Origin of the sequence: Rhodovarius crocodyli, assembly GCF_004005855.1 — a bacterium.
Classification (GTDB): Bacteria; Pseudomonadota; Alphaproteobacteria; order Acetobacterales; family Acetobacteraceae; genus Rhodovarius; species Rhodovarius crocodyli.
Genome location: NZ_SACL01000004.1, coordinates 259,970 through 275,819, shown reverse-complemented (window position 1 = coordinate 275,819; position 15,850 = coordinate 259,970). Strand labels below are relative to the sequence as shown.

Below are 15,850 nucleotides of genomic sequence, written 5' to 3'. Positions count from 1 at the left end.
TCACTTCTCCTTGTGACGGGGTGTGTCGTCGAACAGGATGCGGGCGGCGGAGCCGTCCATATCCTCGTACTGTCGGGTGCGCAGCGCCCACAGGAAGCCGAACAGGCCCAGCAGGCCCATGAACAGCGCCAGCGGCACCAGAAGGATCAGGGCGCTCATGCGTCGCGTCCCGTGCGAAGGGCGTTGCCGATCACGATCAGCGAGGATGTGGCCATCACCGCCGCCGCGATCAGGGGCGTGACGAAGCCCGCCACGGCCATGGGCACGGCCAGCACATTATAGGCCAGGCTGAGGCCCAGGTTCTGCCGCGCGATGCGCTGGGCGCGCCGCGCCAGGCGGATGGCGGCGGGGATCGGGGCCAGCCCCTCCGCCGTCAGCACGATATCCGCGCTGGACTGCGCCAGGCTGGTGGCCCCGGCCGGGCAGGCCGAGACATGGGCGCGGGCCAGGGCGGCAGCATCGTTCATGCCGTCGCCCAGCATCAGCGTGCGGCGGCCCTCGGCGGCCAGGGCCGCCATGCGGGCTTCCTTGGCGGCAGGGTCGGCCCAGGCGCGCCAGTCGCGGATCGAGAGCTGCGCCGCCACGGCGGCGACCGCGGGTGCCGCGTCGCCCGAGAGGATCTCCATGGTCAGCCCCTCTGCCCGCAGATCCGCCACGGCCGCCGGCGCGTCCTCGCGCAGTTCGTCGGCGAAGCGGAAGCGGATGGGCGCGGCACCGGGCCGGGCCAGCCACAGGGCCATGCCGTCGGCGGGCTCGGCGGCGCCCGTGAAGGCGGCGGAACCCAGCCGCGTCCCGGCCTTCTCCAGGCCCTGGCCGGGGATTTCCACGACACCCTCGGCCAGCGGTGCCTCGGGGCAGGCGCGGGACAGGGCGCGGGCCAGCGGATGGCGGCTGGCGGCGGCCATGGAGGCGGCCAGCTGCAGGTCGCCGGCCGTCCAGGCACCGGGCAGCAGGCTGGGGCGGCCTTCGGTCAGGGTGCCGGTCTTGTCGAGGGCCACATGATTGGCGGTCGCCAGCCGCTCCAGCGCATCGGGGCTGGCCAGCAGCACGCCGCGCCGGAACAGGGCGCCGGCGGCCACCACCTGCACGGCGGGCACGGCGATCGCGAGCCCGCAGGGGCAGGTGACGATCAGCGAGGCCACGGCCGGCACCAGCGCCGCCTGCCAGGGCAGCCCGCCCAGCAGCCACCAGCCCAGGAAGGTGGCCAGCGCGACCGCATGAGCCACGGGCATGTAGAGCCTGGCCGCCTTGTCGGCGATGGAGACGATGCCGGACTTGCCCTGCTCGGCCTGTTCCAGCAGGCGCTGCATGGCGGCCAGCGAGCCGTCCGCGACGCGCGCCGAGACGACGGCCGTGAAGGGCGCGCCCATGTTGATCGCGCCCGCCGGCAGGGCATCGCCCCGCGTGAAGCGGCGCGGCAGGCTCTCGCCCGTGGTGGCGGCCGTGTCGAGCAGCGCCTCGGGCGCTTCCAGCACGGCATCCAGGCCCAGGCGCTCACCGGCGGCCAGCAGCAGCCGGTCGCCGGGCACGAAGGCTTCCAGCCCGTGTACCGCGACGTGGCCATCGGCTTCCACGCGGCTGGCGCTGCCCTGTTGCAGGGCCACCAGCTCGGCCGCGGCGCGGCGGGCCCGCCTGCGGCCGGCATGGTTCATCACGCGCCCGGCCAGCAGCAGCGCCAGCAGCGAGGTCGCGCCGTCGAACCAGGTGAAGGGGCCGTTGCGCAGGGTTTCGGACACGCTCATCAGCGTGGTGGCCAGCACGCCGATGGACACGGCCAGATCCATGCCGAGCCGCCCGGCGCGCAGCCCTTCCCAGGCCGGGCGATAGAAGGGAAGCCCCGCCACCAGCACCACCGGCAGCGCGATCAGCATGGCCAGCCAGTGCATGGCGGCGCGCGTGGCCTCGCCCATGTCCTCGCCCACCCAGACGGCGACCGAGACGAGCATGACGTTCATCGACCCGAAGGCCGCGATGCCGAGCGCCCGCACCAGGGCGCGGCCCTCATTGTCCTCGGCCGCGCGGAAGCAGGCGGGCGACCACGGCGCCACCCGGAAGCCGAGGCGCGCGAGCAGGGCGCCGAACCCATCGGCCCGTTCCGGCCCGCCCCGCCAGCGGATGGTCAGGCGACGTGTGGAGAGGCTGGCACGGGCCGAGATCACATCGGGCTCGGCCGCCAAGGCCTGTTCCACCAGCCACACGCAGGCACCGCAGACCAGCCCGCCCACCAGCAGGTCGATCCGCTGCCCGCCATCGGCCAGGCGCTCGGCATGGGCCGAAAGGTCGGCGGCAGGGGCCTCGACCGGGCGCAGCGTGCCGGCCTCGGCCTCCCGGCGGCGATAGAAGGCATCGAGGCCGAGCCCCTCGACCAGCCCGTGCGCCGCCTCGCAGCCCGCGCAGCAGAAGCGCCCGGCACTCGGCGCCGCGCAATGCGCGCAGCGCTGGGTCAGCCCGGCCTCGGCAGGGGCGATCCGCCCGATCACGCTCACGGCACGATCAGCCTGTCGCGGATGTCCAGCTGGCCGCCCGGGCCGTGCAGCACCAGCCGCGTGTCCCACTGGCCGGGCTGGATGGGCCCGACCTCGCCGCGCCACAGTCCGGGGCCCGCGGCGTCGAGGGTGATCTCATGCCGCTCGCCGGTCAGCGGGCGCACCAGCCAGCCGGTGATGTCGCCGGGCACCGGGTTGCCGGCGCCGTCCTTCACCTCCAGCCGCAGGGCGCCGCCCTCCAGCCGCAGGCGCGGGTGCCAGCCCAGCGCGTCCTGGCGCGCGGCCTCATGCAGCACGTCGTTGTAGGTGCGGCCCCGGTCATAGGCGCGCGGGGTGCTGACGCCGGTGAAGGTGCTGATGGCCGAGTAGACCATCACCCCGTTCACCCCCGTCACCAGCAGGAAGCCGCCCACGAAAGCCCAGGGAATCCAGCGGCTCCGGTTCGGGTCGTAAGTCTGCGTGCTCATCGTTCAGGCCCCAGGAAGACACTCTCGTGCCGGGCGGCGACCCGCCCCGAGGCATCCATTAGCCGGAAGGTGACGGGCACACTTTGACCCAGCGCAAGCCTCGGCGGGGCGGTCAGCAGCACGCGCCATTCGGTGATGCCGTCCGGGCGCGTCGTCAGCAGGGGGCGGCCCTGGGCATCCTGCTCCGCGCTCTGCACCACCAGCTGCAGCCCGGCGGGGCCGTCGGCCACCAGGGCATAGCGCACCACCTCGCGTTCCTTGTTGGACAGCTTGATGGTGTAGGCGTTGCGGATGCCGCCATCGGACAGGCGCACGAACAGCGGCGCGCGGTCGCGCAGGACCGACAGGCTCACATTCTCCCGCATCAGGAAGGCCACAAGCATGATGGCCGTGACCAGACCCAGCACCGCCGCATACAGCACGGTGCGCGAGCGGATCAGCTTCGGCACGCGGCGCGCCTGCATGCCGACATCCACCCGCGCGGCACAGGCCGGCATGGACTGGGTGGCGGCGGTGCTGGCGGCCAGGTTGGACAGCGTCTCGAAGGCGATCAGCCCCTCGGGCCGGTGCAGCTTGCGCATGATGTCGTTGCAGGCATCCACGCACAGGCCGCAGCCGATGCATTCCAGCTGCTGGCCGTCGCGGATGTCGATGCCGGTGGGGCAGACATGCACGCAGGCGGCGCAATCCACGCAATCGCCCACATTGTCGGCCTTGGCCTTGCCGCGCGGTTCGCCGCGCCAGGGCCGATAGGTCACGACATAGGACTGGTCGTCCAGCATCGCGCCCTGAAAGCGCGGCCAGGGGCACATGTAGGTGCAGACCTGTTCGCGCGCGAAGCCGGCCAGCACATAGGTGGTGGCGGTGAACAGCGCGAAGAAGAACCAGGCCTGCAGGCTGACGCCGCCGGTGAAGATGTCGCGCACGAAGCTTGGCGCATCCACGAAATACATGATCCAGGCGCCGCCGGTGGCCGCCGCGATGAACAGCCATGCCGCGTGCTTCGCGGCCTTGAGGCGGAACTTGCGCGCCGACATGGGCTGCGCGTCCAGCTTCATGCGCGCGTTGCGGTCGCCCTCGATCCGGCGCTCCACCCACATGAACAGGTCGGTCCAGACTGTCTGCGGGCAGGTGAAGCCGCACCAGACGCGGCCGAACAGGGATGTGGCGGCGAACAGGCCGATGGCCGCCAGCACCAGGATGCCGGTGAGGAAGTACACCTCCTGCGGCCACAGCTCGATCCAGAAGAAGAACAGGCGGGCATGGCCCATATCGACCAGCACCGCCTGGTCTGGGGCACCCGGGCCGCGGTCCCACCGCAGCCAGGGCACCAGGTAGTAGATACCCAGAAGCAGGCAGAGCACCGCCCACTTCACCCGCCGAACCCGCCCCGAGACCGCGCGCGGATAGATCCTTGGCCTATCCGCGTAGAGGCTCGGCTGTTCCGGCTCGACGGTTCCCATATGGGACATGGTCGTTACCGACCCCCACCCAGCGAGTGCACATAGACCGCCAGCATGTTGATGGTGGCGGCATCCAGGCGCTGGCCGAAGGCCGGCATCACGCCCAGGCGCGGATTGGCGATGAAGGCCTCGATGGCGCGCGTGTCCGGCCCGTTCAGCCAGATGCGGTCATTGAGGCGCGCAGCGCCGAGCTCCGCATTGCCCTCGCCCTGATCGCCATGGCAGCTGACGCAGTTCTCGGCGAAGACCGCGGCACCGCGCTGGGCGGCCGCCTGGTCGGTCGCGAGCCCCGACAGGCCCAGCACATGCTGCGCCACGTCATGGATCTGCGGCCGCGTCAGCATGCCGTCGCCCAGGAAGCGGGGCATGACGGAGGTCCGGGCCTCCTCGTCATCCGGGCTGCGGATGCCGTGGGTGATGGTGGTGCGGATGGCGTCCAGCGTGCCGCCCCACAGCCAGTCGTCGTCGGCCAGCGTCGGGTAGCCGCCCGTCGCACCCTGACCGCCCGCGCCGTGGCAGGCGGCGCAGTTGTTGGCGAAGGCCACGCGCCCGCCGGCGATGGCATAGGCGCGCAGGTCCGGGTCGGCCGCGATCTGCGCGGGGGTCGCCGCGCGCAGCCGGGCCATCATGGGCTCGGCGCGGGTGCGGGCTTCCGCCAGCTCGGCCGTGCCGGCCTCACGCGCGGTGTAGCCCAGCACGCCGGTCAGGCCCCGGATGGGGATGGCCGGGTACAGCACCACCCAGACGGCGGCGAAGACGATGGTGGCGTAGAAGGTATACAGCCACCAGCGGGGAAGGGGCGTGTTCAGCTCCTTCAGCCCATCCCACTCATGCCCGGTCGTGTCCGTGCCGGAGATGGCGTCCTTTTCGATCTTCGTGGGCATGTCAGCCGTCCTTGCGGAAGGGAATCCCGCCGCGAGCCTCAAGCTCGCCCTTGCGGGAGGGCAGCAGGGTCCAGACCAGGATCCCGCTGAAGAGGATGAAGAACCACACGACCCAGAGCGTCGCGAAGATGCCGTGATGGCGGGCGAGTTCGTTGAGCATCGGGGCTTCTCCTTACTGCTGCCGCAGCTGCTCGGGCGTCACGTCGCGGAACTGCACGAGCGTGCCCAGCATCTGGAGGTAGGCGATGACGGCATCCATCTCCGTCACCTCGCCGCCATGGCCGTCGAAATTGCCCTGGCGGGCGCGGGCATAGCGGTTGTTCAGGCCCGATGCGTCGGCCTCCGGGTTCGCCTGCGCGCGCAGGTCCGCGTTGGCGTTGGCGATCATCTCATCCGTGTAGGGCACGCCCACCGCGCGCAGCGTCTGCATGCTGGCCTGCACCCGGCGATAGTCGAGCGGGCGGTCCAGGAAGGCGTAGGGCGGCATGATGCTCTCGGGCACCACGGCGCGCGGGCTGCGCAGATGCTGGGCGTGCCAGTCATCGGAATAGCGGCCGCCGACGCGGGCGAGGTCAGGCCCCGTGCGCTTCGAGCCCCACTGGAAGGGGTGGTCGAACACGCTCTCGGCCGCCAGCGAGTAGTGGCCGTAGCGTTCCGCCTCGTCACGGAAGGGGCGGATCATCTGGCTGTGGCAGGTGTAGCAACCCTCACGCACATAGATCTCGCGGCCCATCAGCTCGAGCGGGGAGTAGGGGCGGATGCCCTCCACCCGCTCGATCGTGGATTCCACCGTGAAGAGCGGGACGATCTGCGCCAGGCCGCCGATCGACACGGTGATGAGGCTGAGCACGCCGAGCAGGATCAGGTTCCGCTCGATGGTGCCGTGGCTGAACTTGAATGCCATGTGTGGGGCCTCCTTACTCGGCCGCCGCGACGACGGCGCCGGAGGGGAGGGCCTGCGGCTCCTCGCTCTCGACCATCGTCACGGTCTTGTAGAGGTTCCAGACCATGATCAGCGCGCCCGACAGGTACAGGACGCCGCCCAGCATGCGGATGACGTAGTAGGGGTGCATCGCCGCCACGGTCTCGATGAAGCTGTATTGCAGGAAGCCCAGCTGGTCGGTCGCGCGCCACATCAGGCCCTGCATGATGCCGCTGACCCACATCGCCGTGATGTAGAGAACGATGCCCAGCGTCGCGAGCCAGAAGTGCCAGGACACCAGCTTCTGCGAATACAGCGCCTTCTTCTTCCACAGCACCGGGAACAGCCAGTACAGCGAGCCGAAGATGATGAAGCCGTTCCAGCCGAGCGCACCCGAGTGCACATGGCCGATCGTCCAGTCCGTGTAGTGGGACAGCGCATTGACGGCGCGGATGGACATCACCGGCCCCTCGAAGGTGGCCATGCCGTAGAAGCCCACGGCCGCGACCGAGAAGCGCAGGGCAGGGTCCGTGCGCAGCTTGTCCCAGGCGCCCGAGAGCGTCATCAGGCCGTTGATCATGCCGCCCCAGCTGGGCATCCACAGCATGATCGAGAACACCATGCCCAGCGTCTGCGCCCAGTCGGGCAGCGCGGTGTAGTGCAGGTGGTGCGGGCCGGCCCAGATATAGAGGAAGATGATCGCCCAGAAATGGATGATCGACAGCCGGTAGGAATAGACCGGACGGCCGGCCTGCTTGGGGATGAAGTAGTACATCATGCCCAGGAAGCCGGCGGTCAGGAAGAAGCCCACCGCGTTGTGGCCGTACCACCACTGGATCATCGCATCCTGCACGCCGGAGGCAGCGCCGAAGGAGCGGCCCGTGCCGCCCACGGGCAGGGCGATGTTGTTGCCGATATGCAGCATGGCCACGGTGATGATGAAGGCCAGGAAGAACCAGTTCGCCACATAGATGTGGGGTTCCTCGCGCTTCAGGATCGTGCCGCCGAAGGCCACCAGGTACATCACCCAGACCAGCGTCAGCCACAGGTCCACGAACCACTCGGGCTCGGCGTATTCCTTGCCCTGGGTGATGCCGAAGACGTAGCCGAGCGCCGCCGTCACGATGAAGAAGTTGTAGCCCCAGAACAGGAACCAGCCCATTTCCTCACCGCCGAACAGGCGGGCGCGGCAGGTGCGCTGGACGATGAACAGGCTGGTGCACAGCAGGGCGTTGCCGCCGAACGCGAAGATCACGGCGGAGGTGTGGACCGGGCGCAGCCGGCCGAAGGTCGTCCATTCCAGATCCAGGTTCAGCAGCGGCCAAGCCAGCTGGGAGGCAATGACGATGCCTGCCAGGAAGCCGACCACGCCCCAGAACATGGTGGCGATGGCAAAGGCGCGGATCGGCGCCTCGACATACTGGATGTCGGTGTTGGTTGCCCCCAGCGGGGCATGCAGCGGGGCGGTCGTGGCCATACCCATACTCTCCTCGAACATCGCGGTGTTGCCGGGTTCGACGGGGGGCGTCCTTGAGATGAATCAAGTGCGGTGCGGCACCTGTTGGATTATCCTGCGGAAGTCACGGAAAAGACGGGAGGAGATAGATGACGACGCAGGTTCTGGGGGGCGCGCCGCCGGCGCGGATCATCCGCACGGACAGGCCCTGGCTGTGGCTGGCGCGCGGCTGGCAGGACCTGCTGGCGCATAAGCGAATCGCGCTGGGCTATGGGGCCGCACTCACGCTGTTCGGCTGGATCCTGAGCGCCGTGATGCTGAAGGCGGGCGCGGCATGGGCGGTGCTGCCGGCCACCGCGGGCTTCTTCATCATGGCGCCCCTGCTGGCCGCGGGCCTGTATGAGGTCAGCCGCCGGCGAGAGCTGGGCCAGCCCGTGGGCTTCGATGCGGTGCTGGCGCCGTTCCGCCGCCAGGGCGGGCAGCTGGCCTTCATGGGCGCGCTGCTGCTGATCGTGCACCTGGCCTGGGTGCGGGTGGCGGGGCTGCTGTTCGCGCTGTTCTTCAATGGCGGATTCGCGGTGCCGATGGAGCAACTGCCCTTCGCCATGCTGCAGTCCCCGCAGTTCCTGCCCTTCCTGATCGTGGGCACGGGGCTCGGCTTCATCTTCGCGGCCTCCACCTTCGCGGCCTGCGCGGTGGGCATTCCGGCGCTGGTGGCGCGGGACATCTCGGTGGGCGAGGCGATCTCCCTCAGCGCGCGCACCGTCATGGCGCATCCCCGCCCCATGATCCTGTGGGCGGGGCTGATCGTGGTGTTCACCGGGCTGGGGCTGGTGCCGTTCTTCCTGGGCCTGGTGGTGGCGATGCCGCTGATCGGGCATGCCAGCTGGCATGCCTATCGAGACCTGGTGGAGGAGGGCTGAAGGGTCAGACCCCGCTGGTCAGGCAGCCGTCCATCACGGCGCCCATGATGTCCATCCCCGTCAGGTCGTAGCTGCGCTCCGTGCCGGCGCCGGCCAGGCGGATGGTCAGCCGGCCGCCTTCCAGGATGCGGTCGATGGCCGGCTGCGGCAGGTTGTCCACCACCAGCCGCCCGCCCACGCCGCGCGCGGTCAGGGCGATGGGGGCGGCGCTGCCGGGCGTGGCGCTCAGCAGCAGGCGCTCGGTCGCGGGCATCGGGGTGGGGGCCGGCAGCGACAGCATGCGGCGCTCGGAATCCTTGTAGAAGCTGAGGCGCAGGTCCTCGCCCTCCGGCCAGTCGATCATGCAGCGGATGGTGCGGCGGCCGCGCGCCTCGCCATAGGCGGCGAAGCGGCCCGGCGGCGCATTCAGCCGCACCATGCGGGTGCCTGATTCGACGCCGTCATTGATCGGGGATGGGCGCGCGGGCTGCGCCATGCCCGGGGCGGCGCCGGCAGCAAGCAGCAGCACAGCCACAAGAATCGACCGCATCACATCCTCCTTCATGCCTTGCTCACCATTGCGTGAGCTCTCTGTTGCGGCAAGGCGCGATCAGCCATGCGTGGCGTGCGCTTGAGGCGCGAGCCCGCCTGCCTGCCTATGGCGGCATGCACATCGCCCTCGACCAGTACCTCCTCTTTGTCTCGATCGTGACGCTGATCGTCGTGACGCCCGGCCCCAACCTGTTCCTGTTGCTGGGCATGGCGGGTAATGGCCGAGGCACCGGTCTGCTGGTCACGCTCGGCTTCTGCGCGGCGGTGCTGTCGCATGTCGCGCTGGCGCTGGTCGGGGTGGGCGCGGTCATCGCGACCTCGGCGCTGTTGTTCACCGCGATCAAGACGCTGGGTGCGGCCTATCTGATGTGGATGGGCGTGAAGTCTCTGCTGTCGCTGCGCGGCAAGGGGGCGGCGCTGGTGCCGGTGCGGCAGGTGGCGCCGATGTCGGCCCCGCGCGCCTTCGCCACCGGCTATCTGACGAATATCCTGAACCCGAAGCCCGCCATCTTCTACGTGGCCGCCTTTCCCCAGTTCCTGTCGGCCGGCGAGCCCGGCTTCTACGCCACCGGCATCGTGCTGGGGCTGACCCACGCGGCGATCGCGCTGCTGTTCTACGGCAGCGCGGCCCTGCTGATGTCGCGGCTCGCGCGGGTTCTGCTGCGCCCGATGGTGGGCCGCGCTGTGAAGGCCGTCTCGGGCGTGGCGCTCATCCTGCTGGGCGGGCGGCTGCTGCTGGCCCGCGCGCCCAGCTAGAACCGTTCGTCGGGCGGGGCGATCTGCGTCACCAGATCGCGCACCAGCTCCTTGTTCGGCAGCGGTTCCAGCGTGGTGGTGCCTTCCATCACCCGCGCCGTGCAGGCGTAGGTTACCTTGCCGTTCACCACCATCATGCATTCCTTGCAGGCATTGGCGTTGAGGCAGGCGTAGCGGAAGGTCAGCGTCGGGTCGCGCTCGACGCGCAGCATGCGCAGCACATCCAGCACCGAGGCGCCGGGCTGGAACTCGACCGTGAAGGCCTCGTCGCGCGGGGTCTCGCCGGGGCTGCCGCGGCGGATCACCAGGGTGGCTTCGGGCATCAGGCGGCCTCCGGCACGGAGATGCGGGTCAGGGACAGGCCGTTTTCATCGCCTGAGAGCAGCAGGTTCAGCCGCCAATCCTCCGAGGTTTCGGGGTAGTCGGTGCGCTGGTGCGCGCCGCGGCTTTCGGTGCGGGCTGAGGCGGCGGTGACGATGCTGTCGGCCACCAGCAGCATCTGCCGCAGGTCGAACCAGTCGAGCCGCGCGAGGTCGAAGGGCATCCCCGGCGCGCCGGGGGGCAGATCGCCGGTCTCGGCGCGGATCTCGGCGATCGCCGCCGCCGCGCGGGCCAGCCCGGCTGCGTCGCGGAAGGGGCCGGCGTGGTCGGCCATCGCAGCCTGCAGCTTCGCCACCAGGGCGGCGGTGTTGCGCATCGGCCCGGTGGCGCTGACCAGCGCCAGCGCCGCCTTGGCGGCCTCCATCGAAAAGGCCGGGCCGGGGGCCGCATGCGCTGCCTCATGCCCCGCGACCTTGCCGAAGGCCAGCGCCTCGGTGATCGCGTTGCCCGACAGGCGGTTCGCGCCATTCGCCCCGCCCACCACCTCACCGGCCGCGAACAGGCCGGGGATGTTGGTGCGCATGGCGGTGTCCACCTGCACGCCGCCCATGTGGTAGTGCGCGATCGGGGCGACCTCGATGTCGTTCTGCGTCAGGTCGATGCCGTTGGCGGCCAGTTTGTCGATCACCGGCCCGAAGGCCGCGCGCAGTTCCTCGGCCGGGACATGGCGGAAGCTGAGCCAGGCCCCGCCATGCGGGCTGCCGCGGCCGGCCGCGACTTCCTGCGTGATGGCATAGGTCGCGAGGTCGCGTGTCGTGGTGTATTTGCCCTCGTCCGTGCCGCCGTAGCGGTCGATGAACTCCTCGCGCTCGCCGTTCAGCAGCCGACCACCGAGCTTGTAGCGGAACGGGTCCCACATGATGGGGTCCATCCCCACCATGCGCGGTGCCAGGTGCCCGATGGGGAAGAACTGCACGAATTCCATCCCCAGCAGCTTCGCCCCCGCGCGCAGCGCCAGGGCGAAGCCATCGCCCGACATGTGCGCCGAGGCGCTGTTGCGCCGGTACAGCCGCGTCAGCCCGCCGGTCGCCAGGATGGTCGCCTTCGCCTCGATCACCACGGGCGTGCCGTGGGCGATGTCGAACCCCACGGCGCCGGTGACATGGCCGTCCTGGGTGACGAGGTCGGTCACCACCACATCGCCGGTGCGGCGGATGCGGTCGTGCTTCTGCAACTGGGCGCGCAGGGTGCGCGACACGGCGGGGCCGGTGGACAGGAAATCCACATAGACGCAGCGCGCGCGATCGTGCCCAGGCGCCTGCACCGCGCGAAGGCGGTTGCCGTCGCGCGCCCAGCCGACCTTCCAGCCTTCCATCTCGCGGATCACGTCCACGCCCACCTCGCACAGCAGCGTTGCGAGGGCCGGGTCGCACAACCCGCGCCCGGCGGCCAGCGTGTCGGCCAGGTGGTGGCGCCAGTCATCCTCCTCGTCGAGGGCGGCGGCCACCGTCATCTGCGCCATCACGGTGGCACCGCCGCGCCCGATCAGGCTGCGTTCCAGCAGCAGGATGTCGGAGGCACCCTGGCGGCTGGCCTCGATGGCGGCATACATGCCCGCCCCGCCGGCGCCGATGACCAGCACCTCGGTGGTGAAATGTTTCAAACCCGGCATTCTGGCCCCACAATTACGCCGTATGCTGAGGATCATGCAGCGCGGCAGCGGGGCCGCCAAGGGCAATCAGGCCAGCATCCGCCAGGCCATGCCCCCCAGAACGGCGCCATTCAGGGCAAACAGCCCCATCGCGAGGCGCCGCGCCCAGGGCCCCATGGCGCGTGAGAAGAAGCCGCCCAGCAGTGCCACCCCCATCAGCCCCGGTGCCGTGCCAGCCGCGAAGGCCGCCATGCCGATGAAGCCGCCCAGCGCGGACCCCGAGGCCGCGGCCCCGGCCAGCGCGCCATACAGCATGCCGCAGGGCAGGGCCGACAGCAGCAGGCCGAGGGTGAAGCCGCCCCTGGGCCTGTCCAGCAGGCGCCGCACCATGCCGGGCATGGCGGGTTTCGGGGCATGCGGCAGGCGCAGCCCGGCGCGGCGCGCGGCCTCGGCGAACATCAGCAGGGCTGCGACCGCCAGCAGGGCCGCCAACAGCCAGCGCAACCCCGTGATGCCGGAGACGAGCCCCGCCCCGGCCCCCGCCAGCGCCCCCAGCAGCCCGTAACCCAGCATGCGGCCGGCGTGATAGGGCAGCAGCGCCGCCCCCGCGAGCCGCGCCAGCATCGGCCCGCCGGCGCCTTGCCCCGCCTGGGCCAGCACGAAGGGCGCGCACATCCCCGCGCAATGGGTGAAGCCGCCCGCCAGCCCCGCCAGAAACAGGGCGCCTGCCATCGCCAGCACGCCGCCCGGGCCGAGCGCCGTCAGGTCATGCAGGCAATCGGCCAGGAACTGCATCAGACGGCGGCGGAATGCCGCCCCGCCTTGGCCAGCCACGCATCGAAGGCCGCGGCCACGACGCGCACGAAGGGCCGGCCGCGCGCCGTCATGGTCACGCGGCGGCCGCGCACCAGCACCATGCCGGCTTCCATCAGCGGCATCAGCGTCGGCAGGGCGTCGGGCAGCAGGTCGGCCGGCACAATGACGGAGAAGTCGCACATCAGCCGCTCGATCACGGCGCCGCGCCGGCGGTCGTCATCGGTCAGCTGCAGCCCGCGCACGGTGGCGAAGCGCCCCTGCTTGATGGTGTTGCGATAGCCGCGCGTGTCCGGCTGATTCTGCACGAAACCCTGCGGCAGCGACCCGATGGAGGAACAGCCGAGGCCGATGATCGCGTCCGCCGTTTCGTCGGTATAGCCCTGGAAGTTGCGCCCGAGCCGGCCGAGCCGCGCGGCCACGGCCAGCGCGTCGTCAGGCTGGGTGAAGTGGTCGAGACCGATGGCGGTGTAGCCGAGCCCGGCCAGCAGCCGCCGCGCGGCCTCGGCCTGTTCCAGCCGCGCCTGGGCGCCCGGCAGCCATTCCTCGTTGATCAGCTTCTGCTGCTTGCGCATCCAGGGCACATGGGCGTAGCCGAACAGGGCGATGCGGTCGGGGCCCAGGCTGTGGGCCAGCAGCAGGCTGCGTTCCAGCTTGTCGGAATCCTGGTGCGGCAGGCCGTACATCAGGTCCAGGTTGATGCAATCAACCCCCGCCTCGCGCAGGTGGGAGACGCCGGCCTTCACCACGTCGAAGGGCTGGATGCGGCCGATGGCGTGCTGCACATCGGCGTTGAAATCCTGCGCGCCCAGGCTGGCGCGCGTGATGCCGAGCCGCGCGAGGCCCCGGGCCAGTTCCTGATCCAGCCCGCGCGGGTCCAGCTCGATCGCGTGCTCGGCGAGGCCGGAGAGGTCGAAGCGCGCGGCGATATGCTCCACCACCTGCTCCATGCCCGGCAGGCCCAGCATGGTGGGCGTGCCGCCGCCCCAATGGATGCGCGTGACGCGGCGCGCCCGGGTGTGGCTGGCCACCAGTTCCACCTCTGCCAGCAGCCCTTCCAGATAGGCGTCGATCGGCTCACGCCGGTTCACTGCCTGGGTGTGGCAACCGCAATAGGTGCAGAGCGTGGTGCAGAAAGGCACATGCAGATAGAGCGACAGCGTGGCGTCCGGGTCGAGCGCAGCGAGCCACGACGCATAGACATCCGCATCGACGCCCGCATGGAAATGCGGCGCGGTGGGATAGGAGGTGTAGCGCGGTACGGCGCGCTCGGCGAAGGCCAGCCGGTCCTCTGACATGGAATGCCCTTTCAGTTGAGGGTTCCATGCCAGCCCGCAGAAGCGCCCGCCTTGATGCGGATCAAGGGCGGGCGGGCGACAGATCCATGACGATGCGATTGTCGAGCCGGAAATGCCGCAGTTGCGTGCCGGGTGCCAATTGCAGCAGCAGCGCGCCGTCACGCGGCGTCGCGGAGCGGATGGCCGAAGGCAGCCGCAGGTCGGTGGGCATGCAGGCCGCGCCGGGGAAAGTCAGGCTCACCTCATCCCCCTGGCGTGCGAGGCGATAGGCGGTGGGCGCGCGCCATTCCAGCACCAGGCGCTGATAGGTGGCGTGCGGCGCGCTGCGGCTGACCATCTGCGCGGGCGTGCAGGCGGGCAGGGCGACGGTTGCGGCCCCGGCCACCGCCTCGCCCGGGGGCGGAACGGCGGGAGCGACGGCTTCCGGGGGCGGCGGGGGCGGTTCCGGCGGCGCGGGTTCGGCGGCGGGCGGCGCTTCCGGGGCCAGGGCGGCGGGCGCCGGGGCTGGCGTCTCCTGGACCGGCGTCTCCTGGGGCGGCGGTGCAGGCGGCGCGGGTTCGGGCGTGATGACCGGCGGCGGTGCGGCGGGCGTGATGGCCTGGATCGGCTCCGGCTCCGGCTCCGGCGTCGCGGAGGCGGATTCAGTCACGGCGGGCTCGGGCGCAGCCTCCAACCGGGGGGCGGCCGCGACTTCCGGTTCGGGTGTATCGTCGGCGGGTGCCGCCGCGTGGCTGTGCAGGTCGGCCGGTTCCTCGTTCAGCAGGTCGGGCGCGCCCAGATACCACCACATCTTGGCGCCGCCGACGCCGGCGCCCACCAGCAGCGCCAGAAGCACGGGCCACCAGCGCCGGCGAGGCGCGGCCGGCGGCGGGGCAGGGGGCGGAACGATGATCTGGCGCGGGGTGGCCTGCAGCGGTTCCTCGGGCGGCAGCATGGCCGCGCGCAGGGCCGCGGCCATCGCCGCGGCGCTCTCGAACCGGTCCTCGGGCCGCTTGGCCAGGGCGCGGGCCACCACGCCATCCAGCGCGGGGGGCAGCCCCTCGACCAGGCTGGAGGGGGCGGGCGGCTCCAGCCGCAGGATGGCGCTGAAGATGGCGGGCACCTGCCCCGGAAAGGGCCGCACCCCGGTCAGCATCTCATACAGGACGACACCGGCGGCCCAGACATCGGTACGCGGCGTGATGTCGGCGTGGTCGAGCTGCTCGGGCGCCATGGAATAGGGCGTGCCGAGCATGTCGCCCACCACGGTCATGTCCGTCGCACCCACCCGGGCGATGCCGAAATCCACCATGCGCACATGGCCGAAGCCGTCCGCCATGGAGGAGGCGAGCAGGATATTGGCGGGCTTCACGTCGCGATGGACGATGCCGCGGTCATGGGCTGCCTGCAGCGCCGTCAGCAGCTCATCCTCGATCCGCAGCGCCTCCGTCAGCGGCAGGCGGCCCTGGCCCAGCACGTCGCGCAGGGTCTCGCCGATGACGAGCTCCATCACGATCCAGGCAAAATCCGGCATCTCGCCGAAATCATGCACCGAGACGATGCCGGGATGCGACAGCCGGGCGAGCGCCTTGCCCTCCCGGTAGAAGCGCAGCAGCTCATCCTGGTTGGTGCCGGCGAGGGGCATGGTCTTGAGGGCGACCAGCCGCGACAGGCTGCGGTCATAGGCCTCGAACACCGTGCCGAAGGCGCCCTTGCCGATCTGGTCCCGGATCTCATAACGATCGGCGACCAGGGCGCCGATCATGCCGGCAGAGCCTGGAACCCCCCGCAGCGTGCGATCGGCCGGGGGTGTGTCGTCGAAACTGCTGTCCTGCGGCATGGCCTTACCGACCGTCGTGTCGGCACTCCTGAACCGGCTTATGTGCCGGTTGCGGCGCAG

16 protein-coding genes are annotated in these 15,850 nt (G+C 70.8%); 2 read left to right on the top strand and 14 right to left on the bottom strand.

The genetic code is table 11. The features are described from left to right. From ccoS to ccoN, 8 genes are read right to left on the bottom strand one after another with little or no spacing between them, the layout of a single operon-like run. On the bottom strand, window positions 1-159 hold the full coding sequence (ccoS, locus tag EOD42_RS13365; protein ID WP_127788039.1) for a cbb3-type cytochrome oxidase assembly protein CcoS: 159 nt from the start codon (window positions 157-159) through the stop codon (window positions 1-3). After that, complete coding sequence (locus tag EOD42_RS13360; RefSeq protein ID WP_127788038.1) at window positions 156-2,486, bottom strand: heavy metal translocating P-type ATPase; 2,331 nt, start codon at window positions 2,484-2,486, stop codon at window positions 156-158. Before EOD42_RS13360 ends, ccoS begins: the two co-directional genes overlap by 4 nt. Then, window positions 2,483-2,953: a FixH family protein gene (locus EOD42_RS13355; RefSeq protein WP_127788037.1), complete on the bottom strand. Its 471-nt coding sequence runs from the start codon at window positions 2,951-2,953 to the stop codon at window positions 2,483-2,485. Before EOD42_RS13355 ends, EOD42_RS13360 begins: the two co-directional genes overlap by 4 nt. Next, entirely contained in the window at window positions 2,950-4,425 is a 1,476-nt protein-coding gene (gene ccoG, locus EOD42_RS13350; RefSeq protein WP_338069640.1) for a cytochrome c oxidase accessory protein CcoG, read from the bottom strand. Before ccoG ends, EOD42_RS13355 begins: the two co-directional genes overlap by 4 nt. Window positions 4,426-4,430: 5 nt before the next feature. Further along, window positions 4,431-5,300 carry a cytochrome-c oxidase, cbb3-type subunit III gene (ccoP, locus tag EOD42_RS13345; RefSeq protein ID WP_127788036.1) on the bottom strand — a complete coding sequence of 290 codons (870 nt, stop codon included), beginning with the start codon at window positions 5,298-5,300 and terminating at the stop codon, window positions 4,431-4,433. A 1-nt stretch (window position 5,301) separates the two neighbouring features. Next, window positions 5,302-5,460, bottom strand: coding sequence for a cbb3-type cytochrome oxidase subunit 3 (locus tag EOD42_RS13340; RefSeq protein WP_127788035.1), 159 nt, complete (start codon window positions 5,458-5,460; stop codon window positions 5,302-5,304). Window positions 5,461-5,472: 12 nt separating this feature from the next. Continuing rightward, entirely contained in the window at window positions 5,473-6,204 is a 732-nt protein-coding gene (gene ccoO, locus EOD42_RS13335) for a cytochrome-c oxidase, cbb3-type subunit II (protein ID WP_127788034.1), read from the bottom strand. Window positions 6,205-6,217: 13 nt separating this feature from the next. Beyond that, the gene (ccoN, locus tag EOD42_RS13330; protein WP_127788033.1) at window positions 6,218-7,699 is read right to left on the bottom strand and encodes a cytochrome-c oxidase, cbb3-type subunit I; all 1,482 of its coding nucleotides are present in this window, start codon (window positions 7,697-7,699) and stop codon (window positions 6,218-6,220) included. A gap of 128 nt (window positions 7,700-7,827) precedes the next feature. Between ccoN and EOD42_RS13325 the strand changes: the two genes are divergently transcribed. After that, window positions 7,828-8,601 (top strand): DUF2189 domain-containing protein, encoded by a 774-nt coding sequence (locus tag EOD42_RS13325; protein WP_127788032.1) that lies wholly within the window; start codon window positions 7,828-7,830, stop codon window positions 8,599-8,601. 4 nt (window positions 8,602-8,605) lie between these two features. Here EOD42_RS13325 and EOD42_RS13320 read toward each other — a convergent pair whose 3' ends face one another. Further along, window positions 8,606-9,130 carry a hypothetical protein gene (locus EOD42_RS13320; protein WP_127788031.1) on the bottom strand — a complete coding sequence of 175 codons (525 nt, stop codon included), beginning with the start codon at window positions 9,128-9,130 and terminating at the stop codon, window positions 8,606-8,608. A gap of 32 nt (window positions 9,131-9,162) precedes the next feature. On the opposite strand from EOD42_RS13320, the gene EOD42_RS13315 reads away from it, so the two are divergent. Beyond that, on the top strand, window positions 9,163-9,888 hold the full coding sequence (locus tag EOD42_RS13315; protein ID WP_206020350.1) for a LysE family translocator: 726 nt from the start codon (window positions 9,163-9,165) through the stop codon (window positions 9,886-9,888). On the opposite strand, the gene EOD42_RS13310 is transcribed toward EOD42_RS13315, so the two are convergent. The 5 genes from EOD42_RS13310 to EOD42_RS13290 form a co-directional block, all read right to left on the bottom strand. Continuing rightward, window positions 9,885-10,211, bottom strand: a complete 327-nt coding sequence (locus EOD42_RS13310; protein ID WP_240655157.1) for a 2Fe-2S iron-sulfur cluster-binding protein — start codon at window positions 10,209-10,211, stop codon at window positions 9,885-9,887. The two genes, EOD42_RS13315 and EOD42_RS13310, sit on opposite strands and share 4 nt — an antisense overlap. Beyond that, the gene (locus tag EOD42_RS13305; RefSeq protein ID WP_127788029.1) at window positions 10,211-11,872 is read right to left on the bottom strand and encodes an FAD-binding protein; all 1,662 of its coding nucleotides are present in this window, start codon (window positions 11,870-11,872) and stop codon (window positions 10,211-10,213) included. Before EOD42_RS13305 ends, EOD42_RS13310 begins: the two co-directional genes overlap by 1 nt. 75 nt (window positions 11,873-11,947) lie before the next feature. Then, window positions 11,948-12,655 (bottom strand): sulfite exporter TauE/SafE family protein, encoded by a 708-nt coding sequence (locus tag EOD42_RS13300; protein ID WP_127788028.1) that lies wholly within the window; start codon window positions 12,653-12,655, stop codon window positions 11,948-11,950. Next, a complete protein-coding gene (hemN, locus tag EOD42_RS13295) occupies window positions 12,655-13,971 on the bottom strand; it encodes an oxygen-independent coproporphyrinogen III oxidase (protein ID WP_127788027.1) in 1,317 nt (438 codons plus the stop codon). The genes EOD42_RS13300 and hemN overlap by 1 nt, the downstream gene beginning before the upstream one ends. Window positions 13,972-14,032: 61 nt before the next feature. Continuing rightward, window positions 14,033-15,790 carry a serine/threonine-protein kinase gene (locus EOD42_RS13290; protein ID WP_127788026.1) on the bottom strand — a complete coding sequence of 586 codons (1,758 nt, stop codon included), beginning with the start codon at window positions 15,788-15,790 and terminating at the stop codon, window positions 14,033-14,035. Window positions 15,791-15,850 lie beyond the last annotated feature (60 nt).

Excerpts from the sequence above, each read along its gene's own strand:
- hemN (WP_127788027.1), bottom strand. The coding sequence starts at position 13,971 with ATGTCAGAGGACCGGCTGGCCTTCGCCGAGCGCGCCGTACCGCGCTAC.
- EOD42_RS13325 (WP_127788032.1), top strand. The coding sequence starts at position 7,828 with ATGACGACGCAGGTTCTGGGGGGCGCGCCGCCGGCGCGGATCATCCGC.
- EOD42_RS13310 (WP_240655157.1), bottom strand. The coding sequence starts at position 10,211 with ATGCCCGAAGCCACCCTGGTGATCCGCCGCGGCAGCCCCGGCGAGACC.
- ccoG (WP_338069640.1), bottom strand. The coding sequence starts at position 4,425 with ATGTCCCATATGGGAACCGTCGAGCCGGAACAGCCGAGCCTCTACGCG.
- EOD42_RS13290 (WP_127788026.1), bottom strand. The coding sequence starts at position 15,790 with ATGCCGCAGGACAGCAGTTTCGACGACACACCCCCGGCCGATCGCACG.
- EOD42_RS13340 (WP_127788035.1), bottom strand. The coding sequence starts at position 5,460 with ATGCTCAACGAACTCGCCCGCCATCACGGCATCTTCGCGACGCTCTGG.
- EOD42_RS13300 (WP_127788028.1), bottom strand. The coding sequence starts at position 12,655 with ATGCAGTTCCTGGCCGATTGCCTGCATGACCTGACGGCGCTCGGCCCG.
- ccoO (WP_127788034.1), bottom strand. The coding sequence starts at position 6,204 with ATGGCATTCAAGTTCAGCCACGGCACCATCGAGCGGAACCTGATCCTG.
- ccoN (WP_127788033.1), bottom strand. The coding sequence starts at position 7,699 with ATGGCCACGACCGCCCCGCTGCATGCCCCGCTGGGGGCAACCAACACC.
- EOD42_RS13320 (WP_127788031.1), bottom strand. The coding sequence starts at position 9,130 with ATGCGGTCGATTCTTGTGGCTGTGCTGCTGCTTGCTGCCGGCGCCGCC.
- EOD42_RS13355 (WP_127788037.1), bottom strand. The coding sequence starts at position 2,953 with ATGAGCACGCAGACTTACGACCCGAACCGGAGCCGCTGGATTCCCTGG.
- ccoP (WP_127788036.1), bottom strand. The coding sequence starts at position 5,300 with ATGCCCACGAAGATCGAAAAGGACGCCATCTCCGGCACGGACACGACC.
- ccoS (WP_127788039.1), bottom strand. The coding sequence starts at position 159 with ATGAGCGCCCTGATCCTTCTGGTGCCGCTGGCGCTGTTCATGGGCCTG.